The sequence below is a fragment of the Cryptosporangium sp. NPDC048952 genome, assembly GCF_043197895.1.
In the GTDB taxonomy this organism is placed as follows: Bacteria; Actinomycetota; Actinomycetes; order Mycobacteriales; family Cryptosporangiaceae; genus Cryptosporangium.
This window is the reverse complement of sequence record NZ_JBICTY010000002.1, coordinates 1,056,205-1,079,691: the sequence shown is the minus strand read 5'-3', so window position 1 is coordinate 1,079,691 and position 23,487 is coordinate 1,056,205. Positions and strand designations below refer to the sequence as shown.

The following is a 23,487-nucleotide window of genomic DNA, read 5'->3' as shown; positions in this document are numbered from 1 at the left end:
TCCGGCCGGGCCCGTTTGCTATCGGCCGATCTTGTCGAGTTCGGCGACGTCGTCCGCCGACAGGACGAGCCCTGCGCCGGCGACGTTCTCCCGCAGGTGCGCGACCGACGACGTGCCCGGGATCAGCAGGATGTTCGGCGAGCGCTGCAGCAGCCACGCGAGCGCCACGGACATCGGCGTCGACCCCAGCCGGGTCGCCACCGCCGAAAGCGCCTCGGACTGCAGCGGACTGAACCCGCCCAGCGGGAAGAACGGCACGTAGGCGATCCCGTCCTCGGCGAGCGCGTCGATCAACTCGTCGTCCTGGCGGTTCGCCAGGTTGTAGAGGTTCTGCACGCAGACGATCGGCGCGATCGACCGGGCCTCGGCGACCTGCTCGGCGGTCGCGTTGCTCACCCCGAGGTGCCGGATCAGGCCCTGCCGTTGGAGCTCGACGAGCGTTTCGAACGCCTCCGCGACCGGTCCGGCCACCGGTCCGCCGGCGTCGCCCAGTCGCAGATTGACGACGTCGAGCACGTCGACGCCGAGGTGTTCGAGGTTCTCGTCGACCTGCCGTCGCAGGCTCTCGGGGTCCCGGGCCGTCGGCCAGCCGCCGTCCGCATCCCGGCGCGCGCCGACCTTGGTGACGACGTGCAGCGCCGTGGGGTACGGCGCCAACGCCTCGCGGATCAGCTCGTTGGTGACGTACGGCCCGTAGGCGTCCGACGTGTCGATGTGGGTGATGCCGAGCGCGACCGCCTCGCGGAGCACGGCGAGCGCACCGGCCCGGTCGGCGGGCGGCCCCATCACCCACGGCCCGGCCAGCTGCATCGCGCCGTAGCCGAAGCGGGTGACGGTCAGGTCGTCGCCCAGGTTCCATGTTCCACCGGGAAGTTCTGTCATGCGTCTACTATTACTCGGTAACTCTCCATCGGGAAGTAGGCACCTCAAAGTGCGTAACACTCAGTACGACGCGTTCTCGGCGCAGTGCCCGAGCCGCCAGCTGCTGGACCGCATCTCCGACAAGTGGTCCACGCTCACCCTGTGCGCGCTGGACGGCAGCGAGATGCGCTACTCGGAGCTGGCCCGGACGCTGGACGGGGTCAGCCAGAAAATGCTGACGCAGACGTTGCGCGCGCTGGAGCGGGACGGGCTGGTCACCCGCACCGTGGAGGCGACCGTGCCGGTCACGGTCACCTACGCGCTGACCGATCTCGGACGGTCGCTGGTCCTCGCGGTCCGCGGCGTGAAGAGCTGGGCCGAGAACCACATGGACGACGTGTTCGCGCGCCGGGAGGAGTACGACCACCGCTGAGCGTTATTCGGACACGTCCAGTACGAGTCGGATGCTCGGCAGGACGGCGTCGAGATCGCGTTGCGAACGGAAGACCACGACGGCGGCGCGGTCGTCGGTAGTGGCGGACGAGCCGCCGCCGAACAGGCGCAGGACGTCGGCCATCGCGCGGTCGAACTCGGCGAGGGGATCTGCGCCCACGTCGCGCAGCCAACGCCTCAGCACATAGTTGTGTGCCGTGACGACGGCGTTCGCGAGCAGTTCCGCGTGCAGGGGGTCCCCGCCGATGCCGCGTGATGCGGCACTGAGCCCTCGCTCCGCGATGAAGGCGCGGAACAGCCGCTGGTACTGCTGCATGCCGCTGATTTCGCGCTGACGCAGTGCGGGCACCGTGCGGGTCAGCCGGTAGCGGGCCCGGGCCAGGTCGCCCTCGTCGAGGTAGTGGGTAAGTACCAATCGGGCGCCCTCGACGATCGCGGGCACCCCGGCGTCGGGCGCGGCCGCGTTGAGGCGGTCACGCACGGCGACGACGAGCGACTCGTGGTGGGGGAAGATCACGTCGTCCTTGGAGCCGAAGGCCCGGAAGAACGTCGTCCGGCCGACGCCGGCCCGCGCGGCGATGTCCTCGACCGTCGTCTGCTCGTATCCCTGTTCCTCGAACAGCGCGAACGCCGCTGCCGTCAGCCGTTCACGCGATGACTCGTTGACCATCGCAACACCTCCCCGTTATTCAGAAAGCATGGTACTGAGTACCATAGAGCGGAACCGAGTACCAGGAGGTCGCATGAGAGTCGGAATCGTGGGCTGCGGGCTGATGGGGTCCGGCATCGCCGAGGTCTGCGCGCTGGCCGACCTCGACGTGATCGTCGTCGAGACGAGCGACGACGCCCTGGAACGCGGACAGAAGCGCCTGGCCACCTCTCTGCAGCGCTCGGCGGCGCGCCGGAAGGTCGACGACGCCGAGAGCGTGCTGGCACGCATCCGATTCAGCACCGACCTGAACGACCTCGCAGACCGCGAACTGGTCATCGAGGCGGTCGCGGAGGACGAGGCCGCCAAGGTCGCGATCTTCGAACAGCTGGACAAGATCGTCGAGTCGCCCGACGCGATCCTGGCGTCGAACACGTCGTCGATCCCGATCATGCGGCTCGGCGTGGCCACCTCCCGCCCCGAGCACGTCGTCGGCATCCACTTCTTCAACCCGGTGCCGGTGCTGAACCTGGTCGAGCTGGTGCCGAGCCTGCTCACCGACCCCGACGTCGCCGATGCGGCCCGCGACTTCATCGCCGGCTCGCTCGGCAAGCACGTGATCGTCGCCCAGGACCGGGCCGGGTTCATCGTCAACGCGCTGCTCATCCCGTACACGCTCTCGGCGGTCCGGATGATGGAGTCGGGGTTCGCCACCGCCGACGACATCGACCAGGGCATGGTGCGCGGCGCCGCCCACCCGATGGGCCCGTTGGCGCTCTGCGACCTGATCGGCCTCGACACGGTGAAGGCCGTCGCCGAGTCGCTCTACGCCGAGTTCAAAGAGCCGCTCTACGCCCCGCCGCCGCTGCTGTCGCGGATGGTCGACGCCGGGCTGCTCGGCCGGAAGGCCGGCCGTGGCTTCTACGCTTACGAGGACAAAAAATGACGTTCGATCTGTTCCGGCTTTCCGACGACCACCAGGACCTCCGCGCCGCCGTGCGTGACCTGGTCGCGGACAAGATCACCCCGCACGCCGCCGAGGTGGACGCGACCGCGTCGTACCCCAGGGAGGCCCACGCGGCCCTCGTGGCCGGCGACTTCCACGCCGCCCACGTCCCCGAGGAGTACGAGGGCGTCGGCGCCGATGCGCTCGCGGTCTGCCTGATCATCGAGGAGGTGGCGCGGGGCTGCGCGTCCTCGTCGCTGATCCCGGCGGTCAACAAGCTCGGCAGCATGCCGCTCATCCTCGGCGCGTCCGAGGAGGTCAAGCAGCGTTACCTGCCGCCGCTGGCCCGCGGCGAGGCGGCGTTCTCCTACGCACTCAGCGAGCGCGAGGCCGGCAGCGACACCGCGTCGATGCGCACCCGGGCGACCCGCGACGGTGACGAGTGGGTGCTCAACGGGGTCAAGGCGTGGATCACCAACGCCGGCGTCTCGGACTACTACACGGTGCTCGCGATCACCGATCCGGACGGTCGGCGCGGGGCGAACGCCACCGCGTTCGTCGTCGAGAAGAACGATGTGGGTGTGAGCTTCGGAGCACCGGAGCGGAAGCTGGGGATCAAGGGATCCCCGACGCGCGAAGTGCTGTTGGACAACGTGCGGATCCCGGACGACCGGCGCGTCGGTGACGTGGGTGAGGGCCTGAAGATCGCGCTGCGGACGCTGGACCACACGCGGATCACGATCGGTGCGCAGGCCGTCGGCATCGCCCAGGGCGCGCTGGACGTGGCGACCGAGTACGTGAAGGAACGCAAGCAGTTCGGCAAGGCCGTCGCCGAGTTCCAGGCCATCCAGTTCATGCTGGCCGACATGGCGATCAGCCTGGAGGCCGCGCGGCAGCTCGTGTACGTGGCGGCGGCCAAGTCCGAGCGCAACGACGAGGACCTGTCGTTCTTCGGTGCGGCGGCGAAGAGCCACGCCTCCGACACGGCCATGAAGATCACCACCGACGCCGTGCAGCTGCTCGGTGGCGCCGGGTACACGCAGGACTTCCCGGTCGAGCGGATGATGCGCGACGCGAAGATCACGCAGATCTACGAGGGCACCAATCAGATCCAGCGCCTGGTGGCTGCCCGGTCACTGCTCCGCTAGTCCGGCGTCCCGGCGCAGCACCAGCAGCGCGATGTCGTCCTCGCCGCGGCTCTCGGCGAGGACGCTGAGCACCCGGTCGCAGAACTTCTCCAGATCGACGTCGACGGGCAGGGACAGCCGGCGCAGCTGCTCCATGCCCTCGTCGATGGCCACGCCACGCATCTCGACCAGGCCGTCGGTCACCAGGACGAGGCTGCCGCCGTCCGGGATCGTGAACGTCACCTCCGGCCGGTGCGGCGCGCCGACGCCGAGGATCGTGCCCCGGACGTCGACGTACTCCGCGTCCGCCGCGGTGGACAGCAGCGGCGGTAGGTGACCCCCGCTGGCGGCGACTGCGGTACCGGTGGCCGGGTCGACCGTCAGCAGCAGCACGGTGGCCAGCGTCCCGGGGTGGTAGCGCTGCAGCATCGCGTCCAGGCGGGCGAGGATCTCGGCCGGTCCGTGGCCGTCCACCGCGTACGCCCGCAGCGCGTGGCGCACCTCGGCCATCACGGTGGCCGCGCGCAGCGAGTGGCCGACCACGTCCCCGATCGCGACGAGCAGACGCCCGTCGAGGTCGGCGATCTCGTAGAAGTCACCGCCGATCTCGGCCGTCGCGATCGCCGGCACGTACCGGACCGCGACCTGCGCGCCCCGGACCCGCGGCAGGTCACGGGGGAGCAGGCTGCGCTGGATCGTCAGCGCGACAGTGCGCTCCTCGGCGTAGGACCGCAGTGCGTCGACGGCGAGCGCGGTGGCCTGACCCAGCTGGCTGAGCAGGTCGCCGTCCTCGTCCTCGTGCGCTTTGCCCTGCCGGAGCAGCGCCACGGCCGTGGGCGTGCGCCGTGGGCGCGCGGGGACGACGGACGCCAGCCACGGGGTGTCCGAATCGGTCGAGTCGAGGGCCTGAAGCCAGTGCTGCGGCGGGTCCGTCACGACGTGGACGCCTTCCTCGGACTGCCCACCGACCGCCGGGTGACGGCATACCTGCGAGCGGCCCTCGGACGCGGCCACCGTGATGCCCTCGCCGTCGTGGTCGACCGCGCTGGCCACCGCCGGTGCGTCGAAGACGGTGGCCGCACCGCTCGCCGCCGCGGTCAGGACGTCCTCCACCGAGCGCGCGGCGTTGATGTGCAGCGTGGCCTCGGCCAGCAGCGCCAGCCGGCGGGCCAGCCGCTCGGCGCGTTGGCGTGCCCGTGAGTAGCGCAGCATGGCGTGGGCGGTGGCGACGAGCTCGTCGGGGTCGATCGGCTCGGTCAGGTACGCGTCGGCGCCCTCGGACAGACCCCGGGTGCGGTCGGTGACGTCGACCGACGTCGCGGACACGAACACGACCGGGACACCGGCTGCCGCCGGGTTGTTCTTGATCCGGTCGCAGACGGTGAACCCGTCGAGGTCCGGCAGGTTGACGTCGAGGAAGACGAGTTCGACGTCGGTGTCGTCCACCCGGGCGAGGGCCTCGCCGCCGGTCGCCGCCTCCACCACGCGGTGCCCGGCCCGGCGCAGCCAGGTGCCGAGGACGTAGCGGTTGGCCGCGGCATCGTCGACGACGAGGATCGTGGCGGCGCGTTCCGGAGCGGTCACGAGCGGCGGACCGCCTCGGCGACGGCGTCCACGTCGAGGCTGGTCTTCGACAGCACGGTGACGTACGGGTCGTCGGAGGGCGCCCAGCTGGGCTCCGACGTCACGACGACGACCGGGGTGGTGGCCAGCGCCGGGTCGGCGCGCAGCCCGGCCAGGATCTCCTCGCCGCTCACCCCGGGCATCCGCAGGTCGAGGAAGACGACGTGCGGGCGTACCCGCGCGATCACCGGCAGCGCCTCGCGGGCGTCGGCGACCTCGGCGATCTCCCGGTCGTCGCCGTCCAGGGCGTCCAGGGCGGAGCGCAGCACCCGCCGGAACGTGGGGTCGTCGTCCACCACGACGATGCGGGTGGGGCCTTCGCTCGCCGGTGGAACCTCGTCGGTCGGCCGCTGCGGCTCGCGGGGGAGCACGACGGTGACCGTGGTGCCGTCGTCGGGCGCGCTGCGCAGGTCGAGCTCACCGCCGAGGGCCGTCACCAGGCGGCGGACCAGCGCCAGACCGAGGCCGGTGCCGCCCACTTGGGCCTGTAGCGCGCCGGGCACCTGGTAGAACTCCTCGAAGATGCGTTCCTGCTGGTCGGCCGCGATCCCGATGCCGGTGTCGGTGACGACGAACGTGATCGTGTCGGCGTCGGTCCGCACGTCCAGGCGCACGTCGCCGCGCACCGTGTACTTCAGCGCGTTCGTCGTCAGGTTGCGCAGGACCTGGGTGAGCAGCAGGGGGTCGCTGACCATGCTGGGTGGCGGGTCGGGGTCGGCCACCGCGAGCGTCACGTCCGGGCGGGAGTGCGCGGGGGCCAGCGCGGCGCGCAGCTGCCCGAGCAGGACACGCAGGTCCACCGGCTCCCAGGACGGCTGGATCCGGGTCGCCTCGGCCTTCGCGAGGTCCAGCAGGTCGTTCACCATCCGCAGCAGGTCGGCCGCGGAACGTCCGACGAGCTCGATCTGGTGTTCCTGCTCGGCGGAGAACGGCGGGTCGGCCACCGACGTCATCACGCGGACCAGCCCGAGGATCGAATTCACCGGGGCGCGCAGCTCGTGGTTGACGTGCCGGAGGAAGCGGGTCTTGGCGTCGTTGGCCTCGCGCAGGAGCTGGGAGCGGTCCTCCAGCTCGGCGTAGAGAGCGACCACACCCTGGTTCGTGTGCTCCAGTTCCTCGGTCAGCTCGTTGTACAGCGCCAGCACACCGCGGTTGGTCTCCTCCAACTCCTCGTTCATGCGGATCTGCGCGTCCCGGCTTCGTTCGGCCTCGTCCAGAGCGGTGAGCAGGTCCTGGTTCTGCCGCCAGAGTTCGTCGGCGGGGGTCGTCGGACGCAGGGCGGCGAGTTCGGCGCGCACCTTCGCCGGGTTCGGCGGGGTCCGCAGCGTCTTGACCAGCGTGATCGTGACGAGTGTTGCGTCCTGCACGACGCGCAGGTCGTCGACGAGCCGGGCGGCGCCGGCCAGTCCGTCCGGTCCCGGGCGTTCGCGCACGTCGGCGAGCGTCCGGTGGGTGACGCCGGAGAGCTCGATGTTCAGCGCGCGGGGAGTGGCCCGGAACAGCGTGGTGACGGCCGCGGGCTCGGCGAGCAGGACCCGGCCGACCTCGCTCAGCGCGGTGGCGACCCGGGTCTGGTCGGACGCGTCCAGGCCCACGGCCGCGGCGACCGAGCGTCCGCTGTGCCGGAGCGCGAACACGTCCGCTTCGCCGCGGAGGTGGACGCGCAGGACGACGTCGTCGGTCATCGCGGGTTGGCCTTCAGTACCAGGACACCGGCGTCGTCGCGGCGGGTAGCGGCGTCGCGCATCAGGGCCGCAGCGATGACCAGCGGGTCGTGGCGGGTGAGGGCCCACTGTCCGTCGAGCGACCAGCGGGTGCTCACGCCGTCGGTGTGCAGCACGACCAGCGTGCTGTCGTCGGCCGGGTAGTCGAACGACCGGATCGTGCGGGCCTGATGCCCGGCGATGCCCGGCATCGACGTGACGTGGCGGCTGCGCTCGCCGGACCGCGCGATCGGTACCACCGCGCCGGCGATGTTGCCGAGCCCGGCGAACTGCACGAGCCCGCGATCGACGTCATGCCGAACGACGCCGATCGCCGCGCCGCGGGTCGGCCGCAGCTCGCGGTGCAGACGGGTGACCAGCGCGGTCACGTCCACCTCGGCGGAATCCAGGAACACCTCGACGCCACGCTGGGCGGCACGGGCGGCCAGCGGGCCGTGCCCGAGGCCGTCGCACAGCACCGCCACCACGCCGTCGTCGGTGCGCCGCACCGCGTAGGCGTCACCGCACGCGGTCTCCCCGGCGATCGACCGGGTGAGCCCGGCAGCGAGCTCGGTGCCGACCGGTGCCGGGTCGCCGATCCGGGTGAACGGGCGGCGCGCGGCGCCGAACCGCGCGACGACGACGGTGCCGCGCCCGGCCTGCGACCAGGCGTCGAGCGTCGACGCCAGCCGGGTGACAGCGCCGAGACCGACGCCGAGCGTGCCGCCGGTGGAGTACCCGTCCCGCAGATGCGTCTCGAAGTCCTCCATGCCGGGCCCGGCGTCCAGCGCGATCACTTCGACGGCCGCCTCGCCGCTGTCGTCGGTCGACAGGTACGGGCGGGTGAGCCGTAACGCCACCGCACCGTCGCGGGCGTGACGGTGCAGGTTACCGGCCAGCTCGGTGACCGCGATCGCCAGCTCGCCGGAGCGGGTCTCGCCGAAGCCGGCTCTTGTCGCCAGACCGGTTGCCATGCGGCGGGCGGCGCCGACCGCACTCGTGTCGTCGATGGGGATCCAGAGAACCTCCGCCCCGATCAACGGCTCCACTTGGCCACCGTGATCCGGGTTCCCCGGCCGACCTCGGTGTCGAGGTCGAATTCGTCGACCAGACGCCGGGAACCGGACAGCCCGAGGCCCAACCCTCCACCGGAGGTCCAGCCGTCGGTCATCGCCAGGTCGATGTCGGCGATGCCGGGACCATCGTCGGAGAACACGACGCGGACGCCACGCTTGAGGCCGTTCCGGACCGCGGTGACCTCCGCGGAGCCGCCGCCGCCGTAGAGCAGCGTGTTGCGGGCCAGCTCGCTCGCCGCGGTGACGAGCTTCGTCTGGTCGATGAGCGAGAGCTTGGCCGCCACCGCGACGGACCGGACGAGCTGACGCACCCGCACCACGTCCTCGTCGGACGCGATCGGGAGCCGCTGCGGTTGACCGGTGGCCGGGAGGGTCACGGCCGGTCTCACTGGCTCTCGGGTGCGCGCAGCAGCGGCGCGATCGACCGGGACGGATCCGCGCCCGCCGCCCAGGCCCGGCGCAGCAGCGCGAGGCCTTTCTCCAGGTTCAGCGCGGTACGCACCTCACCCAGCGACAACCCCAGCTCGACGAGCGTGATCGCGACCGCGGGTCGCATCCCGACGACAACGGTGTCGGCGTCGAGCAGCCGGGACACCGACGCGGTGGTCGCGAGGATCCGGCCGATGAACGAGTCCACGATCTCCAGCGCGGTGATGTCGATGACGACACCCCGCGCGCCGGTGGCCGTGATCCGCTCGGCCAGCGCGTCCTGCATCGCCAACGCGGTCTGGTCGGACAGGTCGACCTGGATCGAGAGCAACAGGACGTCGTCGAGCTTGAGAATCGGGATGGCGTCCACGTCAGGCACCGGCCGCCGCGCGGTTCGCTTCCTGGCGACGCAGGGCCAGCGACAGCGCGTCGGCGAGGCTGGCCTTGGTCGCGATGTCGCCGAACTCGATGCCGAGCGCGACGATCGTCTGGGCGATCTGGGGCCGGATGCCGGAGATGATGGCCTCGGCGCCCATGAGGCGGGCGGCCATCACGGTCTTGAGCAGGTGCTGCGCGACCTGCGTGTCCACCGCGGGAACGCCGGTGATGTCGATGATCGCGTAGTCGGCGTTGCTGCTGGTGAGGGCCTCGAGTAACTGCTCCATGACGGCCTGCGCCCGCGCCGAGTCGAGCGTGCCGACGAGCGGCACCGCGATGATGCCGTCCCAGAGCTTCACGACCGGCGTGGAGAGCTCCAGCAGCTGCTCGGCCTGCTCCGCGATGACCTGCTCGCGCGCCTCCGAGTACGCCTCGAACGTCTGGAGGCCCAGGTCGTCGATCAGGCGGGAGAAATCGAGGAACTCAGGAAGCGGGAAGTCGCTCCCGACGCGGCGGCTGACGACCTCCTTGAGCGCGAAGACGCTCACCGCGGTCTCGCGCGGGGAGAAGCCCTGGATCGCCCGGGCACGGGACAACTCAGACAGCAGTGCGCGCAACTCGCCGAACGAAGCGGTGTCGGCAGCGTCGTCCAGGCCCGCACGCAGCGCCCGGTAGAGGTCGGCCAGCTCGGCACGGACCTCGGCGCGGCTCACGCGTCCACGAAGGCTGTCCGCGACGACCGCGGACCACTCGTCGACAATGCCCTCCGGGTCGTCCGCGAGGACGGGCACGAGGCCCTGTGGCGAGTGGGGTAAGGACATCCGTGAGCTCCGATCCGCGAGGTACCTGGCCATCGGTGACGACGACCCCGGCAACTATGACAGAGGACGGGAGCGAACCAACGTGGTGCGTCCGATCGTGTGTGAGTGACGACTCACCGTGTTGTGTTCACGAGCGGCCCGCGCTACGCGTCGGTAACCTGCGATCGACGACGTCGTTCGGAGGAGCCCGCGTGCGCGCAGTGCAGATCACCAGCCTCGACGGTCCGGCCGCCCTCGAGGTGGTCACGGTGGACGAGCCCACGGTCGGCCCGGAGAACGTCGTCATCGACGTGCGCGTCGCCGGGGTGACGTTCCCCGAGGTGCTGCAGAGCCGCGGGCAGTACCAGGTGAAGCCGCCGCTGCCGTTCGTGCCGGGGTCGGAGGTCGCCGGAGTGGTGCGGTCGGGGCCCGGTTTCGCGCCGGGACAGCGCGTCGCCGCGTTCCCGGGCCTCGGCGGGTTCGCCGAGGTGGTCGCGGCGTCGCCCGCGAACGTGTTCCCGCTGCCCGACGCGGTGTCGTTCGAGGCCGGCGCCTCGCTGCCGATGAACTACCTGACCGTGCACTTCGGCCTGGTCCGGCGCGGGCAGCTGCGCCAGGGTGACACGGTGCTGGTGCACGGCGCGGCCGGCGGCATCGGCACCGCGGCCGTGCAGCTGGCGTCCGCGCTCGGCGCGCGGGTGATCGCGGTCGTCTCCACCACGGACAAGATCGAGACTGCCAAAGCCGCCGGCGCCGACGAGGTGATCCTCGCGGACGGCTTCAAGGACGCCGCGAAGGAGCTGACCGGCGGCCGGGGCGTCGACATCGTCGTGGACCCGGTGGGCGGCGACCGGTTCACCGACTCGCTGCGCAGCCTCGCCCGTGAAGGCCGGCTGCTCGTCATCGGCTTCACCGGCGGGGAGATCCCGCAGGTCAAGGTCAACCGGCTGCTGCTGAACAACATCAGCGTCGTGGGCGTCGGCTGGGGTGCGTTCTGGACGGCGGAGCCGACGTACCTGCAGGAGCAGTGGGCCGACCTGAGCCCGCTGCTCGAAGCGGGGAAGCTCGAGCCGGTGATCGGCCGGTCGTTCCCGCTGGAGCAGGCGAGCCAGGCGCTACTGGAGCTCGACGAGCGCCGTGCGACCGGGAAGGTGCTGCTCACCGTGCGATGACACGGCGAGCAGCCGGGCGCTCAGGCCCTGGGGCCTAGACGGTCGTCACCTCGACGCCGGCCGTCCGCAGCGTCGTCAGTTGGGTCGGATCGGCGTCCCGGTCGGTGACCACCTGATCGATGCTCGCCAGCGGCATGATCTGCGCGAACCGCACCAGGCCCAGCTTGGAGTGGTCGGTGAGCACCACCGCGCGCGATGCGCGCTGGAGGAACGCCCGGTCGGTCTGCGCCTCCATCTCGTCGTAGGTGGTGCAGCCGTGTTCGGCGGTCAGACCGTCGACGCCGATGAACGCCATGTCCAGGTGGTAGTTCGCGAGCATCGCCTCGGCGGCGGGCCCGACCAGCTCCGCGGACGGCCGGGCGACCCCGCCGATCACCACGAGGTGCACCCCGGGCCGCCCGATCAGCTCCGCGCCGATGTTCACCGCGTTCGTGACGATCGCGATGTTGCGCCGGTCGGCGAGCGCGCGGGCGAGTTCCAGCGTCGTCGTGCCGCCGGTCATGCCGATCACGGCCCCGTCGGGAATCAGTGACGCCGCGGCGAGCGCGATCCGTCCCTTTTCGGTCTGTCTGCGCACGGCCTTGATCTGCGTCGGGAGTTCCCCGTCCAGGTCGTTGGCGACCGCACCGCCGTGGGTGCGCACGAGCAGGCCGCTGCGGCTGAGCGACTGCAGGTCCCGTCTGATCGTCGCCTCGGACACCCCGAGCGTCCCGGCGAGGTCGCCGACGTCGACGCTGCGGGTGTCGTTGACCCGTTCCAGGATCGCGTTGAGCCGAGGTGTCTTCCGCACTTCGACACTGTAAAACGAATGCACATTCGCGCAATAGAAGTTGCGCACTTCTGTGCGGAAGCGCGCAGTCGTTGACCACAACCTGCAAGCGGGCGTACGTTCTGGCTCCATCGCGCAGGTTCGCGCACTCAGAATTGCGCATCTGTACAGAACCCCTCGGAGGCATCATGCGTAGGTCGTTCTCCCGTCGCGCCGGTCGGTGGCGGGCGCCCACGCTGGCCGCGGTGCTGGGCCTGACGCTCGTGGCGACCGCGGCCTGTGGCGGCGGCGGCAACGCCCCGTCGGACAAGGACACCGACGTCACGATCACGGTCGCGCTGGCGGCCGACCCGCCGCCGAAGGCCGCGCTCGAGCAGTTCAAGCAGGAGACCGGCATCACGGTCAACTGGGTGAACATCGACTGGGACAGCCTGCAGACCAAGATCTCCGCCGCGGCAACGGCCAAGACCTACTTCGCCGACGCGACGAACGTCGACTGGTCGCGCGTCGGTGAGCTGGGCAAGCTCGGCTGGTACTACCCGATGGACGACTACGTCGACGTCGCCTCGATGAAGGCCGACGTGCCGCAGCTGGCCTCGTTCACCTACCAGGACAAGGTCGTCGGCGTTCCCTATGACGCCTCGTTCATGGTGACGACCGTCAACACCGAGCTGTTCAAGAAGGCCGGCGCCGACCCCGCGCCGAAGACGATGGACGAGTACACCGCGGCGCTCAAGAAGATCAAGTCGTCCGGCACCGTCAAGTACCCGCTGAACATCCCGTTCGCGGCCGCCGAGGGCCTCTCCACCTACTGGTACGAGACCACCAACGCGTTCGGTGGCACGATCCTCGACGGCAAGGGCAAGCCGCAGTTCTCCGACCCGGGCTCCCCGGGTTACCAGGCCGCCCAGTGGATGGTCGACGCGCTCAAGACCGGCCTGGTCCCGCCCGGCAACATCAACGTCACCGACAGCCAGGGTGAGCAGACGCTGATGGCCCGCGGCACCGTGGCCAGCATCTTCTCCGACTACTCCGGCCTGGTCGGCACGCTCTACAACGTGCCGGACTCCTCGTCGGTCGTGAACAAGGTCGCCTACCTCCCGACGCCCGGCACGACCGGTCCGGCCGCGAACCTGTCGAACCCCGACGGCGTCGGCATCATGAAGACGGCCAAGTACCCGAAGGCCGCCGCGAAGTTCATCGACTGGTTCACCCAGTCCGACCGGCAGGCCGAGTTCGCCGGACTGAACGGCCCGGACAAGGCGTGGGCCTCCTACGCGCTGCCCTCGCACCTCTCGGCCGTGGAGAAGCTCGCCAGCGGCGGGAAGCTCATCGGCGGCACCGAACTGGCTGCGCTGCTCAAGACGTCCAAGCCCGTCTTCCCCGAGGGCGCTCCGGCCTGGTACTCGAAGTTCTCCAACGCCGTCTACACGCACCTGCACGCCGCGGCCGCCGGCTCGGAGACCGTGGAGCAGGCGATCAAGGCGATGAGCGACACCGCCAACGATCTCTCCAACGGTTCCTGATGGTATCTACGCTCACGCCGCCGGCCTCGGACACCCGTCCCGAGGCCCGGCGGCGGCGCCGCCGGTTCGATGTCCTGCCTTACGTGCTGGTCACACCCGTCGCGCTGTTCATCGTCGCGCTGGCACTGGTGCCGGCCGCGTTCACGATCATCCAGGCGTTCTTCCGGGTGGACGCGCTCGATCCGCCCACGCGGTTCGACGGCTTCGGCAACTTCACCCGGCTCTTCAAGAACGACGCGATCGTCGGCAGCATCGGCAACACCGGGCTCTACGTCGTCATTGGGGTGACGCTCTCGACGCTGCTGGGCATCGGCATGGCCGTGCTGCTGCAGCGCCCGTTCCGGGGCCGCAGCGTCATCATCGCGATCCTGATCCTGCCGTGGGCGCTGCCGGGCGTCGTCGAAGGCATTCTCTGGACCGGCATCTTCGACCCCAACTCCGGCCTGATCGCCAGCGTCATGCGGACGTTCGGCGCGGACGAGGGCGCGGTCCTGCTCGGCCACAACAAGCTGCTGACGATCGTCCTCATCGAGTTGGTGCAGGTCTGGCAGATCACGCCGCTTTCGGCGCTGCTGATCCTGGCGTCGCTCCAATTGATCCCGGACGAGCTCTACGAGGCCGCGGTCATCGACGGAGCGTCGACCTGGCGGTCGTTCTGGCATTTGACGCTGCCGATGGCCCGGCCGGGCATCGCGGTGTCGATGGTGCAGGCGGTGATCGCGACGCTCAACGTGTTCGACCAGCCGTTCGTCCTCAACGGGGCGGCGACGACCGGCGCGTCGGTGACGATGCAGACGTATTACGTGAGCTTCCAGAACCTCGACTTCGGTCAGGGATACGCGCTGTCGCTGCTGATCACGATCACGACGCTGGTGATCTCGCTGGGCGTGGTGCGAGCGGTGTACCGGAGGGTCGAGCTGTGATGAGGCGAATCGGGATATTCCTCGTCGTGGTGTGGTCGGTGCTGCCGATCTACTGGGCGTTCAAGACCAGCATCCAGACCGAGGGCGACGCCCGGGACGGGCAGTACCTGCCGTTCCACCCGACGTTCGACAACTACTCGGCGCTGCTCTCCGGGGACAGCGACACCGCGACCGGCATCCGGTCGTCGCTGCTCAACATCATCATCGAGTGCGGTGCGGCGACCATCGTGACGGTCGTGCTCGCGGCGCTGGCCGCGTACGCGTTCGCCCGGATGAAGTTCCGCGGGCACACGATCCTGTTCTACGGCGTGCTGTTGACGATGGCGTTCCCCGCGTACACGACGCTGATCCCGCTGTACCGGATCATGTCGGACCTGTACCTGGTGAACACGTACACCGGTGTGGTGCTCGTGTACGTCTCCGGGTTCCTGCCGCTGGCCACCTGGGTGCTGCACAACTACTTCTCCGGGTTGCCGTCCTCCATCGAGGAAGCCGGTCTCATCGACGGCGCCAACCGCCTCCAGGTGTTCTGGCACCTGGTGCTCCCGCTGGCCCGGCCCGGCATCATCTCGACCGCGCTGATCACGTTCCTGTTCGCCTGGGCGCAGTTCCTGTTCCCGCTGGTGCTCACGACCGACACGTCGACGCAGCCGCTCACCGTCGTCATCGCGTCGCTGCAGGGCCGGCACGTGGTTCCGACCACGCTGCTCAGCGCGGCGGGCATGATCGCGATCGCGGTGCCCACCGTCGTCGCGCTGGTGTTCAACCGGTACATCGTCAACGGCCTGCTGGCCGGCAGCACGAAGTGAGCATCGTCCTGATCGGTGCTGGTAGCACCGTGTTCACGCCCGGTCTGCTGACCGACCTGGCGGCTGCGCCGGCCTTCGCCGGCTGGACCGTGCACCTGGTGGATCTGAACGCGGACGCGGCCGACACGATGGCGCGGCTCGGGACCCGGATCGCGGCTTCGGCCGGGGCCGATCTGACGTTCGAGGCGCACACCGATCGGCGTGAGGCGCTGCCCGGGGCGCGGTTCGTGACCACGACGATCGCGGTCGGGGGCGCGTCCGGCTGGAATGCCGACCTGGCGGTACCTGCCAAGTACGGCGTCACGCAGACCGTGGGGGACAGCGTGGGGCCCGGGGGAGTGCTGCGGGCGTTGCGTCACGTGCCCGAGCTGGTTTCGATCGCGCGCGACGTCGCCGATCTCGCTCCGGGAGCGACGATCGTCAACTACAGCAATCCGTTGACGGCGAACGTCCGAGCCATTCACCGCGCGACCGGGGTGCCGGTCATCGGGCTCTGCCACGGCACCATGCACACGACGTCGACGCTGGCCGCCGAGCTCGGCGTACCGGCGAACGAGGTGCACGCGGTGTGGGCCGGGCTCAACCACCTGTGCTGGCTGCTGTCGCTGCACCACGGGCCCACCGACCTGTACCCGCGGCTGCGGGAACTCTCGCTCGAACCGGTGTCGACCGATCTGATGCGGACATTCGGGCTCTACCCTGCGCCCGGTGATCGGCACGTGGCCGAGTTCTTCCCGTGGTACCTGCGCGGGAACGATTCGCCTCCGGGGTTGGACGACACCATGCGCTACATCGGCGAGAAGACCGACCTGTGGGAGCGGCTGCACGACCAGGCCGCGGGACGGATACCGCTCGACACCACGCGTGATCAGGAGGCCGAGCGGCTGGTGTCGATCCTGGCGTCGATCGTCACCGGGCGGGAGAGCGTCGAGCTCGCCGTGAACCTACCGAACGAAGGGAAGATCCCGAACGTGCCGTCGAGTGCTGTCGTCGAGTTACCGGCCGTGGTGAGCGCGGCCGGGGTGAACGGAGTGGCCGTCGGTGCGCTCCCACCGGCGATCGCGGCGGTGCTCACCGCGAGAGCGGAGCAACAGGAGCTCACCGTGTCGGCGGCGTTGAACGGAGATCGTGCGATGGCTCTGCAAGCGCTCGCGCTGGACCCGCTCGTCCCGGATCCGGCGACCGCCGTCGCGATCCTGGACGACGCGATCACCGCCCATGCACCTCTCCTGAACGGATTCGCGGCATGAGCGCCGAGACCACCACCGCCGACATCTCCGCCGCCGAAGGGGGAGCGGACGCCACCACCCGGGAGATCTGGCAGCAGCCCTCGCTGTGGCGGGAGGTCTCCGCGGCCGCGGCCACGGACTTCCTCGCCCCGCTGCTCGCCGATCCGCGCCTTCGGATCGTCCTCACGGGCGCCGGCACCTCGGCGTTCGCCGGCGGGCTGCTCGCCCCGGCGCTGGTCCGGAAGCTGCGCCGCCGGGTCGAGGCCGTGGCGACGACGGACATCGTCTCGAACCCGGCCGACTACTTCGCCGAGGACCTGCCGACGCTGCTCGTCTCGTTCGCCCGGTCCGGTGACAGCCCGGAGAGCGCGGCGGCCACCGCGCTGGCCGATCAGTGCCTGACGGACGTCCACCACCTGGTCGTCACCTGCAACGCGGACGGGCGACTCGCCCGCGAGCACGGGGTTCGCGAGCGGTCGCACGTCCTGCTGATGCCGGCGGCGTCGAACGACCGCAGCTTCGCGATGACGTCCAGCTACACCTGCATGGTGCTGGCGGCGTGGGTAGCGCTGGGCGGCGACGCCCCGGTCGAGGAGATGGCCGCCGCCGCCGAACGGGTGCTCGCCAATCGCGACGCCGACACCCGCGAGCTCGCCGCCCGCGGGTACCAGCGCGTCGTGTACCTGGGCAGCGGCCCGCTCCAGAGCCTCGCGCGCGAATCGGCGCTCAAGCTGCTGGAGCTGACCGCCGGCGACATCGTCGCCTACGCCGACAGCCCGCTGGGGTTCCGGCACGGGCCGAAGTCCGTGCTCGACGACCGGACCCTCGCGGTGGTGTACGTGTCCGACGACCCGTACACCCGCCGGTACGACGAGGACATCGCGCTCGAGTTGCGGGCCGCGCTGGGGGCTGACCACGTGCGGGTGGTGGCCGGGGCTCCGAGCGAGCGCCTCGGCGACGAGGGGGTGTGGTACGTGGACGGGGTGTCCGGTGAGTCGGACGTCGTCCTGTCGTTGCCGTTCGTCGTCGTGGCGCAGCAGCTCGCGCTCCGGTTCTCACTCGCGCTCGGCCACACCCCCGACAACCCGTTCCCGTCGGGTGAGGTGAACCGCGTTGTCCAGGGCGTAACGATCTACGATCGAGCCCAATAGCAATACCGCGCCGACCGTCGCCGGAACGCTGAGCCGCTCGCCGAACAAGGCAGCGGCCAGCACGGCGGCGGTCAACGGTTCCAGCAGCGCGACGACGGTGGCGGTGACCGCGGAGCTGCTCCGCAGGCCGCGGAAGTACAGCGTGTACGCCAGTGCCGTCGGCACCGTGCCCAGGAACGCCAGCAACCCGACCGTCGACGCGTTCACCGCTACGCCGTCCGCGACGGGCAGCAGCAGCATCCCGCCCAGCAGGAACCCGTACCCGGTCGTCGTCGCCTCGTCGAGGCCGGCGACCGGACGGCGCCCGATCAGCGTCAACGCCGCGAAACCGGCCCCGGCCAGGACGGCCAGCCCGACCCCGGCGACCGTGCCCCCGGACGGGGCGCCGACCAGCAGCGCGAGTCCCGCGATCCCGACGACGACGGGACGCACCGTGCCCCGGTGCGGCAGCCGCCGGGTCGACACCGTGTCCGCGACCAGCACCAGCAGCGGCGCCGACCCGATCGCGATGAGCGTCGCGAGCGTGACCGAGCTGACCGCGATCGCCGCGAAGTAACTGGCCTGGAACGCGGCGGCCAGCGCGGCGACCGTCAGCACCCGGAGCCAGGCCGCACGCGACCGGGGCCACCGCCGCATCACCAACAGCACGAGGACGAGAAGCGCACCGCCGACGAGCAGCCGGTACGCGGCCACGCTCGGTGCGGAGACGTCTCCCGCCGAAGCGAGCGCCCGACCGGTCACCCCACCGGTACCCCAACAGATCCCTGCAACGACAAGCAGAACAAAGGCAGACAAAAGAAGCTCCAGCGACGAAGAAATGGGGTCGCAAAGGAGCGAGGGCGTTCAGCCAGCCCTAGGAAAGCCCGGAGAGCCCTCGCTCAGGAGCGGGGCGGCGGGGTGACGAGAAGCAGCTTCCGGTGCACGCCCCAAACTCTAGCGTCCGCCGTGCGTATGTGAGGCTGGCGGTATGGAACTTGCCCGGAAAGCCCCTGGTGAGGGGTCCAAGCCTCCCCGCGCCCGCCTGAACTCGTCGGCGCCGCGCAAGAGCCTGAACGGAACCTGGGAGTTCCGCCTGGACGAGGGCGACTGGACCACGATCCCCGTCCCCGCGCACTGGGTCCTCGAGGGCCACGGTAAGCCCGCATATACGAACGTCCGCTACCCGTTCGCGATCGACCCGCCGCACCCGCCGGACGAGAACCCGATCGGCGACTACCGCCTGACCTTCGACGCCGAGCCCGAGTTCCGCGACGGCGCCGTCCTCCGCTTCGACGGCATCGAATCCGCGGCGGAGGTGCGTCTCAACGGCCAGCTCCTCGGCACGACCCGCGGCAGCCGCCTCACCCACGAGTTCGCCGTGGACCTCCAACCCACGAACAACCTCCTCGAAGTCCGCGTCGCCCAGTTCTCCGACGCCAGCTACCTCGAAGACCAGGACATGTGGTGGCTCCCCGGCATCTTCCGGGACGTCGACCTCGTCGCCACGCCGACGAACGGCCTCTGGGACGTGTTCGCGGTCGCCGACTACGACGCGGCGCGCGGCACCGGCACGCTGACGATCCGGACCAGCAGCGAAGCCCGCCTGACGATCGACGAACTCGGCATCGACCAGGTGGTCGACGACACGGAAATCGCCGTCGGCACCGTCGACCCGTGGAACCCCGAGACCCCTCGCCTCTATGAGGCCACGGTCAGCACCGACGCCGAGCAGATCACGCTCAAGCTCGGCTTCCGCCGCATCGAGGTGCAGGACTCCGTCCTGAAGATCAACGGCAACCCCATCCAGTTCCGCGGCGTCAACCGCCACGAGCACGACCCCGACCACGGCCGCGCGATCTCCCTCGACAAGGCCCGCGCCGAACTCGAACTCATGAAGCGGCACAACATCAACGCGGTCCGCACCTCGCACTACCCGCCGGCCCCCGGCTTCCTCGACCTCACCGACGAGCTCGGCTTCTACGTCATCCTCGAGTGCGACCTGGAGACCCACGGATTCGTCGAGGTCGGCTGGCGCAGCAACCCGAGCGACGACCCGGAGTGGGAGTCCGCGTACCTCGACCGCATGCGCCGCACGGTCCACCGCGACAAGAACCACGCCAGCGTCGTCATCTGGTCGTTGGGCAACGAGTCCGGCACCGGCTCGAACCTCGAGGCGATGGCGGCGTGGACCCGTTCGTTCGACCCGTCCCGCCTCATCCACTACGAGCACGACTGGGCCAGCACCTACGTCGACGTCTACTCGCGCATGTACGCCAGCCACGACGAGGTGCGTCAGATCGGCGAGGAGGTGCTCACCCCGGCGCCGTTCGACGCCACCCCCGCCGAGATCCACCGCCGTGAGCTGCCCTTCATCCAGTGCGAGTACGCGCACGCGATGGGCAACGGCCCCGGCGGCCTCGAGGAGTACCAGGACCTGTTCGACAGCTACCCCCGCCTCGCGGGCGGCTTCATCTGGGAGTGGGTCGAGCACGGCCTCGCCGTCAACGAGGACGGTAAGCGCAAGATCTACTACGGCGGTGACTTCGGCGAAGACGTCCATGACGGCAACTTCGTCACCGACGGCCTGGTCAGCGCCGACCGCGAGGTGCGCCCCGGCCTCACCGCGCTCGCGCACTGGTACTCGCCGGTCCGCATCGAGGTCGGCGAATCCACGATCCGGATCCGCAACCGCTACGACCACGTCGACCTCGGTCACGTCACGTTCCGCTGGCGCACCGACAGCGCGGAGGGCGTCCTCGACGTCCCGACGGCCACGCCCGGACAGACCGTCGAGGTCCCGCTCCCGTCCGAGGCTTCCGGCCCCATCGTGACGGTAGAAGCTGTGATCGACGCCGATCACGTGATCGGGAGCGGGCAGCTCACGCGCTTCGCGCCAACGGGACATCCGCGGTCCACGACCCTCCCCGACCGCGCCGCGTTCGACAGGTCGTCGATGCGACTGCGGACGTTGGGCGGCCTGACCGTCGAGGGCCCGGTCGTGAGCCTCTGGCGCGTCCCCACCGACAACGACCGGTACCCCGGCTGGGGCGAGCGGCACCTACCGCCGTACGCCGACCGCTGGCGCGACGCCGGCATCGACCGGCTCCGTACCCGGCTGGTATCGGTCGACGAGGTCGACGGCGCGCTACGGGTCGTGCACCGGTCCACGCCGCCCGGGCGTGACTTCGGTGTCGACGCGGACCTGCGCTGGCGTTCGGTCTCGGGGAACGCGCTGCAGCTCGACGTGGTCGTGACGCCGCGGGGCGTCTGGCCGGTCGAGTGGGCGCGGCTCGGTCTCGACGTCGTGCTGCCCGGCAGCCCGACCGGCATGGAGTGGCTCGGGCTCGGGCCGGGGCCCGCGTATCCTGACCTGGCCGCCGGTGTGCGGTACGGGCAGTTCTCGGCCGGTGCGGACGAGCTGTACACGCCGTACGTGCGGCCGCAGGAGAGCGGGGCCCGGCGCGGCGTGCGCAACGCGTCGATCAGGACGTCCGAGGGGGTGTTCCGAGTGACGGTGCTCGGGGACGACGAACTCGCCGTGACGGTCTCGCCGTGGAGCCGAGCCACGCTCGCGAGCACGCTGCACCACCACGACCTGGTGGCCGACGAGCGGACGCACGTGTCGCTGGACCTCGCCCAGTCCGGCGTCGGTACCGCCGCGTGCGGTCCCGGCGTCCTCCAGCGCTACCGCCTACCCGCCCACCCTGCGCGCATATCCCTCCTCGTGGAAGCGAGCTCCACCTGACCCACTTCCCGCGGCGGGCCCCGGCGCGGCCCCGGCTGGACCGCGCGGCGGCCGCGTGGCGATCCAGGCGGAGACGGAGGGCATCGCCAGCATCAGTAGCGCGATGAGGTGGAGTAGGCCTGCGGTCAGGGCGATGAAAAAGGCGGTGAAGGCGGCGTCTTCGGCGACGTCGCCGCTGCCGTTGCCGCTGGCGATCCACTTGAGGTTCGCGAGGTAGGCCAGCGCGGGAACGCTGCCGCCCAGCGTCATCCAGGCCAGGGCGTACGCAACGCCGCGCACCCACGCGATCCGCGCGAACCGGGTCACGAGTGCACCGGCGATCAGCACGATCTCGGTCACCAGCAGCACCGCGGCGACGACGATCCCGGCGAGGAAGAACGCCGGGACGTCGTCGTCGCCGTAGTAGTACGCGTCGTTCTTCGGCGTCAGGTCGATGTGGTCGCCGCCGTAGACGATCAGCGCGATCGTGACCCCGTAGAGCACCAGTGCGAGCCCCGCCAGCGCGGCGACGGCCACCAGCGTGACCTTGCCGCGGCGTTCCCTCCCGGGACGCCGCTGCGCGTGCAGGAAGTCGCGCGCACCGGGCAGCGCCCACGCGACGGCCGCGACGAGAAGCGCGAGCACGGCCACCACCGCGCCCCCGATACCGATCCCGGCAACGATCCGTACCGGAATGGGGAAGTCGTCCCCCGCGAACGTGGCGGCCGCGTTCCCCGCCACGGCGACGACATCCGCCATCAGCGCGAGCGGAAGAAACGTCCAGGCCACGGCCCGCCCACCGGAGAAGCCGGCCGCCCCGATCAACGACCCCCACGGCGCCGCCGTCGTCACCAACGCGAGCACCAGACAGGTGCCGATCATCGCGAAGTACGTGTCGTCGCCGTAGTCGTTGAACTCGAACGAGTCGTTCTGCTGATGCACGACATCGGCAATCGCCCACGTCACGAACGCCGCGGTAGCAACCACCGCGCCGACCAGCCCCACCCACCCAGCAACCCGAGCCACCCGCACAGCCCCAGCCCGCCGAGCAGACGACCCGGACCGCGACCCGCTCGCCGGCGGCCCATCAGCCGGCCCACTTGTCGGAACTCCGTACGCCGGCCCGCCGGGCTGCGTCCCGTGCGCCGGTCCGCTGGTGCCGTATGCCGGTCCGCTGGGCTGCGTTCCGTACGGTAGCCCGCTCGGCTGAGATCCGATCGGCTGCGGTCCGGCCCCCGCGGCCGGACTGGAGCCATACGGGAGAGGGCCGTCGGTGTACGACGGGGGTGGAGGTAACGACATGTCCCCGTCCTACCGCATCGACCCCGCGTCCTACACGGGCGGCCCTCAGCTCGACCTGCTTTCCTGCAGGAGACGCAGTGCTGCGGCGTGGAGAGCCGGGCTGCGGGCGAACAGGGACGGACCGCGGGCGGGGCGGGTGCTGCCGTCCAGGCCGCTGTAGAGCCCGCCCGCCTCCGTGACGATCAACGACGTCGCCGCGAAGTCCCACACGTGCCCGCGGGTCTGCACCGCGAGATCGAACTGCCCTGACGCGACCAGCAACGCGGCGTGCACACCCCACCGCGTCACCGTGGCCACGTCGCTCAGCGGCACCAGCCACTCCCGTTCGGCCGGGAACAACCCGTCGCCGTCCGGGATCACCCCCAGCAGGCTCCCGGACAACGTGTCCGGCCGCCCCCGATCCACGCCGATCCGCCGCTCCGAACTCACCTCGGAGGCGGAGAAGCGAGCCTCGAACGCCCCACCGCCCCGCTCGGCCCACCAGATCTTCCCCTGCGCGGGAACGACCACCACCCCGGCGACGATCTCGCCGTCCTCCTCGAGGGCGACGAGAACCAGCCACCGATCGTCCCCGGCGACGAACATCGCGGTGCCGTCGATCGGGTCGATGATCCAGCGCCGGTTCCCCTCACCGGTCTGCCCGGTCTCCTCACCGAGAACGGCGTCCTCGGGGCACTCGTCGGCCAGAACCGAGCGGATCGCGGCCTCCACGGCGCGGTCCGCCTCGGTGACGACGCTGCCGTCGGTCTTGTACTCGCGGGGCAGTTCCGCGAGCGCCGCGAAGTACCGGAGGCCGACGGCGGCGCCCGCGAGAGCGGCGTGACGGGCGAGCAGGAGGTCGTTTCGCATACGACCATC

The 23,487-nt window shown here is 70.6% G+C and carries 22 protein-coding genes; 10 read left to right on the top strand and 12 right to left on the bottom strand.

Annotation, left to right across the window (positions count from 1 at the left end; genetic code table 11):
- Positions 1–18: 18 nt before the first annotated feature.
- Complete coding sequence (locus ACGFY5_RS13350) at positions 19–882, bottom strand: aldo/keto reductase family oxidoreductase (RefSeq protein WP_392719861.1); 864 nt, start codon at positions 880–882, stop codon at positions 19–21.
- Between the two features lie 49 nt (positions 883–931).
- On the opposite strand from ACGFY5_RS13350, the gene ACGFY5_RS13345 reads away from it, so the two are divergent.
- Positions 932–1,294 (top strand): winged helix-turn-helix transcriptional regulator, encoded by a 363-nt coding sequence (locus tag ACGFY5_RS13345; protein ID WP_392719860.1) that lies wholly within the window; start codon positions 932–934, stop codon positions 1,292–1,294.
- Positions 1,295–1,297: 3 nt separating this feature from the next.
- Here ACGFY5_RS13345 and ACGFY5_RS13340 read toward each other — a convergent pair whose 3' ends face one another.
- On the bottom strand, positions 1,298–1,984 hold the full coding sequence (locus tag ACGFY5_RS13340; RefSeq protein ID WP_392719859.1) for a TetR/AcrR family transcriptional regulator: 687 nt from the start codon (positions 1,982–1,984) through the stop codon (positions 1,298–1,300).
- A gap of 73 nt (positions 1,985–2,057) precedes the next feature.
- On the opposite strand from ACGFY5_RS13340, the gene ACGFY5_RS13335 reads away from it, so the two are divergent.
- Together ACGFY5_RS13335 and ACGFY5_RS13330 are read left to right on the top strand one after the other, a co-directional pair.
- Positions 2,058–2,909 (top strand): 3-hydroxybutyryl-CoA dehydrogenase, encoded by an 852-nt coding sequence (locus ACGFY5_RS13335; RefSeq protein WP_392719858.1) that lies wholly within the window; start codon positions 2,058–2,060, stop codon positions 2,907–2,909.
- Positions 2,906–4,057, top strand: a complete 1,152-nt coding sequence (locus ACGFY5_RS13330) for an acyl-CoA dehydrogenase family protein (protein ID WP_392719857.1) — start codon at positions 2,906–2,908, stop codon at positions 4,055–4,057. Before ACGFY5_RS13335 ends, ACGFY5_RS13330 begins: the two co-directional genes overlap by 4 nt.
- Here ACGFY5_RS13330 and ACGFY5_RS13325 read toward each other — a convergent pair.
- The 6 genes from ACGFY5_RS13325 to ACGFY5_RS13300 are packed head-to-tail and all read right to left on the bottom strand — an operon-like array spanning position 4,043 to position 10,066.
- Positions 4,043–5,620, bottom strand: a complete 1,578-nt coding sequence (locus ACGFY5_RS13325) for a SpoIIE family protein phosphatase (RefSeq protein ID WP_392719856.1) — start codon at positions 5,618–5,620, stop codon at positions 4,043–4,045. The genes ACGFY5_RS13330 and ACGFY5_RS13325 overlap by 15 nt on opposite strands.
- Positions 5,617–7,344, bottom strand: coding sequence for an ATP-binding protein (locus tag ACGFY5_RS13320; protein WP_392719855.1), 1,728 nt, complete (start codon positions 7,342–7,344; stop codon positions 5,617–5,619). The genes ACGFY5_RS13325 and ACGFY5_RS13320 overlap by 4 nt, the downstream gene beginning before the upstream one ends.
- Positions 7,341–8,411 carry an ATP-binding protein gene (locus ACGFY5_RS13315; protein ID WP_392719854.1) on the bottom strand — a complete coding sequence of 357 codons (1,071 nt, stop codon included), beginning with the start codon at positions 8,409–8,411 and terminating at the stop codon, positions 7,341–7,343. Before ACGFY5_RS13315 ends, ACGFY5_RS13320 begins: the two co-directional genes overlap by 4 nt.
- Positions 8,399–8,815, bottom strand: a complete 417-nt coding sequence (locus ACGFY5_RS13310) for an anti-sigma regulatory factor (protein WP_392719853.1) — start codon at positions 8,813–8,815, stop codon at positions 8,399–8,401. The genes ACGFY5_RS13315 and ACGFY5_RS13310 overlap by 13 nt, the downstream gene beginning before the upstream one ends.
- Before the next feature lie 8 nt (positions 8,816–8,823).
- The gene (locus tag ACGFY5_RS13305) at positions 8,824–9,237 is read right to left on the bottom strand and encodes an STAS domain-containing protein (protein WP_392719852.1); all 414 of its coding nucleotides are present in this window, start codon (positions 9,235–9,237) and stop codon (positions 8,824–8,826) included.
- Position 9,238: 1 nt separating this feature from the next.
- A complete protein-coding gene (locus ACGFY5_RS13300; RefSeq protein ID WP_392719851.1) occupies positions 9,239–10,066 on the bottom strand; it encodes an STAS domain-containing protein in 828 nt (275 codons plus the stop codon).
- 191 nt (positions 10,067–10,257) lie between these two features.
- Between ACGFY5_RS13300 and ACGFY5_RS13295 the strand changes: the two genes are divergently transcribed.
- On the top strand, positions 10,258–11,217 hold the full coding sequence (locus ACGFY5_RS13295) for an NADPH:quinone oxidoreductase family protein (RefSeq protein WP_392719850.1): 960 nt from the start codon (positions 10,258–10,260) through the stop codon (positions 11,215–11,217).
- Positions 11,218–11,251: 34 nt separating this feature from the next.
- On the opposite strand, the gene ACGFY5_RS13290 is transcribed toward ACGFY5_RS13295, so the two are convergent.
- The gene (locus ACGFY5_RS13290) at positions 11,252–12,007 is read right to left on the bottom strand and encodes a DeoR/GlpR family DNA-binding transcription regulator (RefSeq protein ID WP_392719849.1); all 756 of its coding nucleotides are present in this window, start codon (positions 12,005–12,007) and stop codon (positions 11,252–11,254) included.
- A 167-nt stretch (positions 12,008–12,174) separates the two neighbouring features.
- Between ACGFY5_RS13290 and ACGFY5_RS13285 the strand changes: the two genes are divergently transcribed.
- From ACGFY5_RS13285 to ACGFY5_RS13265, 5 genes are read left to right on the top strand one after another with little or no spacing between them, the layout of a single operon-like run.
- On the top strand, positions 12,175–13,512 hold the full coding sequence (locus ACGFY5_RS13285; protein WP_392719848.1) for an ABC transporter substrate-binding protein: 1,338 nt from the start codon (positions 12,175–12,177) through the stop codon (positions 13,510–13,512).
- Positions 13,512–14,435: a carbohydrate ABC transporter permease gene (locus ACGFY5_RS13280; protein ID WP_392719847.1), complete on the top strand. Its 924-nt coding sequence runs from the start codon at positions 13,512–13,514 to the stop codon at positions 14,433–14,435. Before ACGFY5_RS13285 ends, ACGFY5_RS13280 begins: the two co-directional genes overlap by 1 nt.
- The gene (locus tag ACGFY5_RS13275) at positions 14,435–15,244 is read left to right on the top strand and encodes a carbohydrate ABC transporter permease (protein WP_392720494.1); all 810 of its coding nucleotides are present in this window, start codon (positions 14,435–14,437) and stop codon (positions 15,242–15,244) included. Before ACGFY5_RS13280 ends, ACGFY5_RS13275 begins: the two co-directional genes overlap by 1 nt.
- Positions 15,241–16,494 (top strand): hypothetical protein, encoded by a 1,254-nt coding sequence (locus ACGFY5_RS13270; protein WP_392719846.1) that lies wholly within the window; start codon positions 15,241–15,243, stop codon positions 16,492–16,494. The genes ACGFY5_RS13275 and ACGFY5_RS13270 overlap by 4 nt, the downstream gene beginning before the upstream one ends.
- A complete protein-coding gene (locus ACGFY5_RS13265) occupies positions 16,491–17,624 on the top strand; it encodes an SIS domain-containing protein (RefSeq protein WP_392719845.1) in 1,134 nt (377 codons plus the stop codon). The genes ACGFY5_RS13270 and ACGFY5_RS13265 overlap by 4 nt, the downstream gene beginning before the upstream one ends.
- Here ACGFY5_RS13265 and ACGFY5_RS13260 read toward each other — a convergent pair.
- Positions 17,529–18,419, bottom strand: coding sequence for a DMT family transporter (locus tag ACGFY5_RS13260; protein WP_392719844.1), 891 nt, complete (start codon positions 18,417–18,419; stop codon positions 17,529–17,531). The genes ACGFY5_RS13265 and ACGFY5_RS13260 overlap by 96 nt on opposite strands.
- A gap of 172 nt (positions 18,420–18,591) precedes the next feature.
- Here ACGFY5_RS13260 and ACGFY5_RS13255 point away from each other — a divergent pair, with 172 nt between their 5' ends.
- The gene (locus tag ACGFY5_RS13255) at positions 18,592–21,348 is read left to right on the top strand and encodes a glycoside hydrolase family 2 TIM barrel-domain containing protein (RefSeq protein ID WP_392719843.1); all 2,757 of its coding nucleotides are present in this window, start codon (positions 18,592–18,594) and stop codon (positions 21,346–21,348) included.
- Here the strand turns inward: ACGFY5_RS13255 and ACGFY5_RS13250 are convergent.
- On the bottom strand, positions 21,295–22,353 hold the full coding sequence (locus ACGFY5_RS13250) for a hypothetical protein (RefSeq protein ID WP_392719842.1): 1,059 nt from the start codon (positions 22,351–22,353) through the stop codon (positions 21,295–21,297). The two genes, ACGFY5_RS13255 and ACGFY5_RS13250, sit on opposite strands and share 54 nt — an antisense overlap.
- 321 nt (positions 22,354–22,674) lie before the next feature.
- The gene (locus ACGFY5_RS13245) at positions 22,675–23,478 is read right to left on the bottom strand and encodes an inositol monophosphatase family protein (protein WP_392719841.1); all 804 of its coding nucleotides are present in this window, start codon (positions 23,476–23,478) and stop codon (positions 22,675–22,677) included.
- Between the last annotated feature and the right edge of the window lie 9 nt (positions 23,479–23,487).

Excerpts from the sequence above, each read along its gene's own strand:
- ACGFY5_RS13350 (WP_392719861.1), bottom strand. The coding sequence starts at position 882 with ATGACAGAACTTCCCGGTGGAACATGGAACCTGGGCGACGACCTGACC.
- ACGFY5_RS13340 (WP_392719859.1), bottom strand. The coding sequence starts at position 1,984 with ATGGTCAACGAGTCATCGCGTGAACGGCTGACGGCAGCGGCGTTCGCG.
- ACGFY5_RS13335 (WP_392719858.1), top strand. The coding sequence starts at position 2,058 with ATGAGAGTCGGAATCGTGGGCTGCGGGCTGATGGGGTCCGGCATCGCC.
- ACGFY5_RS13330 (WP_392719857.1), top strand. The coding sequence starts at position 2,906 with ATGACGTTCGATCTGTTCCGGCTTTCCGACGACCACCAGGACCTCCGC.
- ACGFY5_RS13320 (WP_392719855.1), bottom strand. The coding sequence starts at position 7,344 with ATGACCGACGACGTCGTCCTGCGCGTCCACCTCCGCGGCGAAGCGGAC.
- ACGFY5_RS13300 (WP_392719851.1), bottom strand. The coding sequence starts at position 10,066 with ATGTCCTTACCCCACTCGCCACAGGGCCTCGTGCCCGTCCTCGCGGAC.
- ACGFY5_RS13285 (WP_392719848.1), top strand. The coding sequence starts at position 12,175 with ATGCGTAGGTCGTTCTCCCGTCGCGCCGGTCGGTGGCGGGCGCCCACG.
- ACGFY5_RS13280 (WP_392719847.1), top strand. The coding sequence starts at position 13,512 with ATGGTATCTACGCTCACGCCGCCGGCCTCGGACACCCGTCCCGAGGCC.
- ACGFY5_RS13275 (WP_392720494.1), top strand. The coding sequence starts at position 14,435 with ATGAGGCGAATCGGGATATTCCTCGTCGTGGTGTGGTCGGTGCTGCCG.
- ACGFY5_RS13265 (WP_392719845.1), top strand. The coding sequence starts at position 16,491 with ATGAGCGCCGAGACCACCACCGCCGACATCTCCGCCGCCGAAGGGGGA.
- ACGFY5_RS13255 (WP_392719843.1), top strand. The coding sequence starts at position 18,592 with ATGGAACTTGCCCGGAAAGCCCCTGGTGAGGGGTCCAAGCCTCCCCGC.
- ACGFY5_RS13245 (WP_392719841.1), bottom strand. The coding sequence starts at position 23,478 with ATGCGAAACGACCTCCTGCTCGCCCGTCACGCCGCTCTCGCGGGCGCC.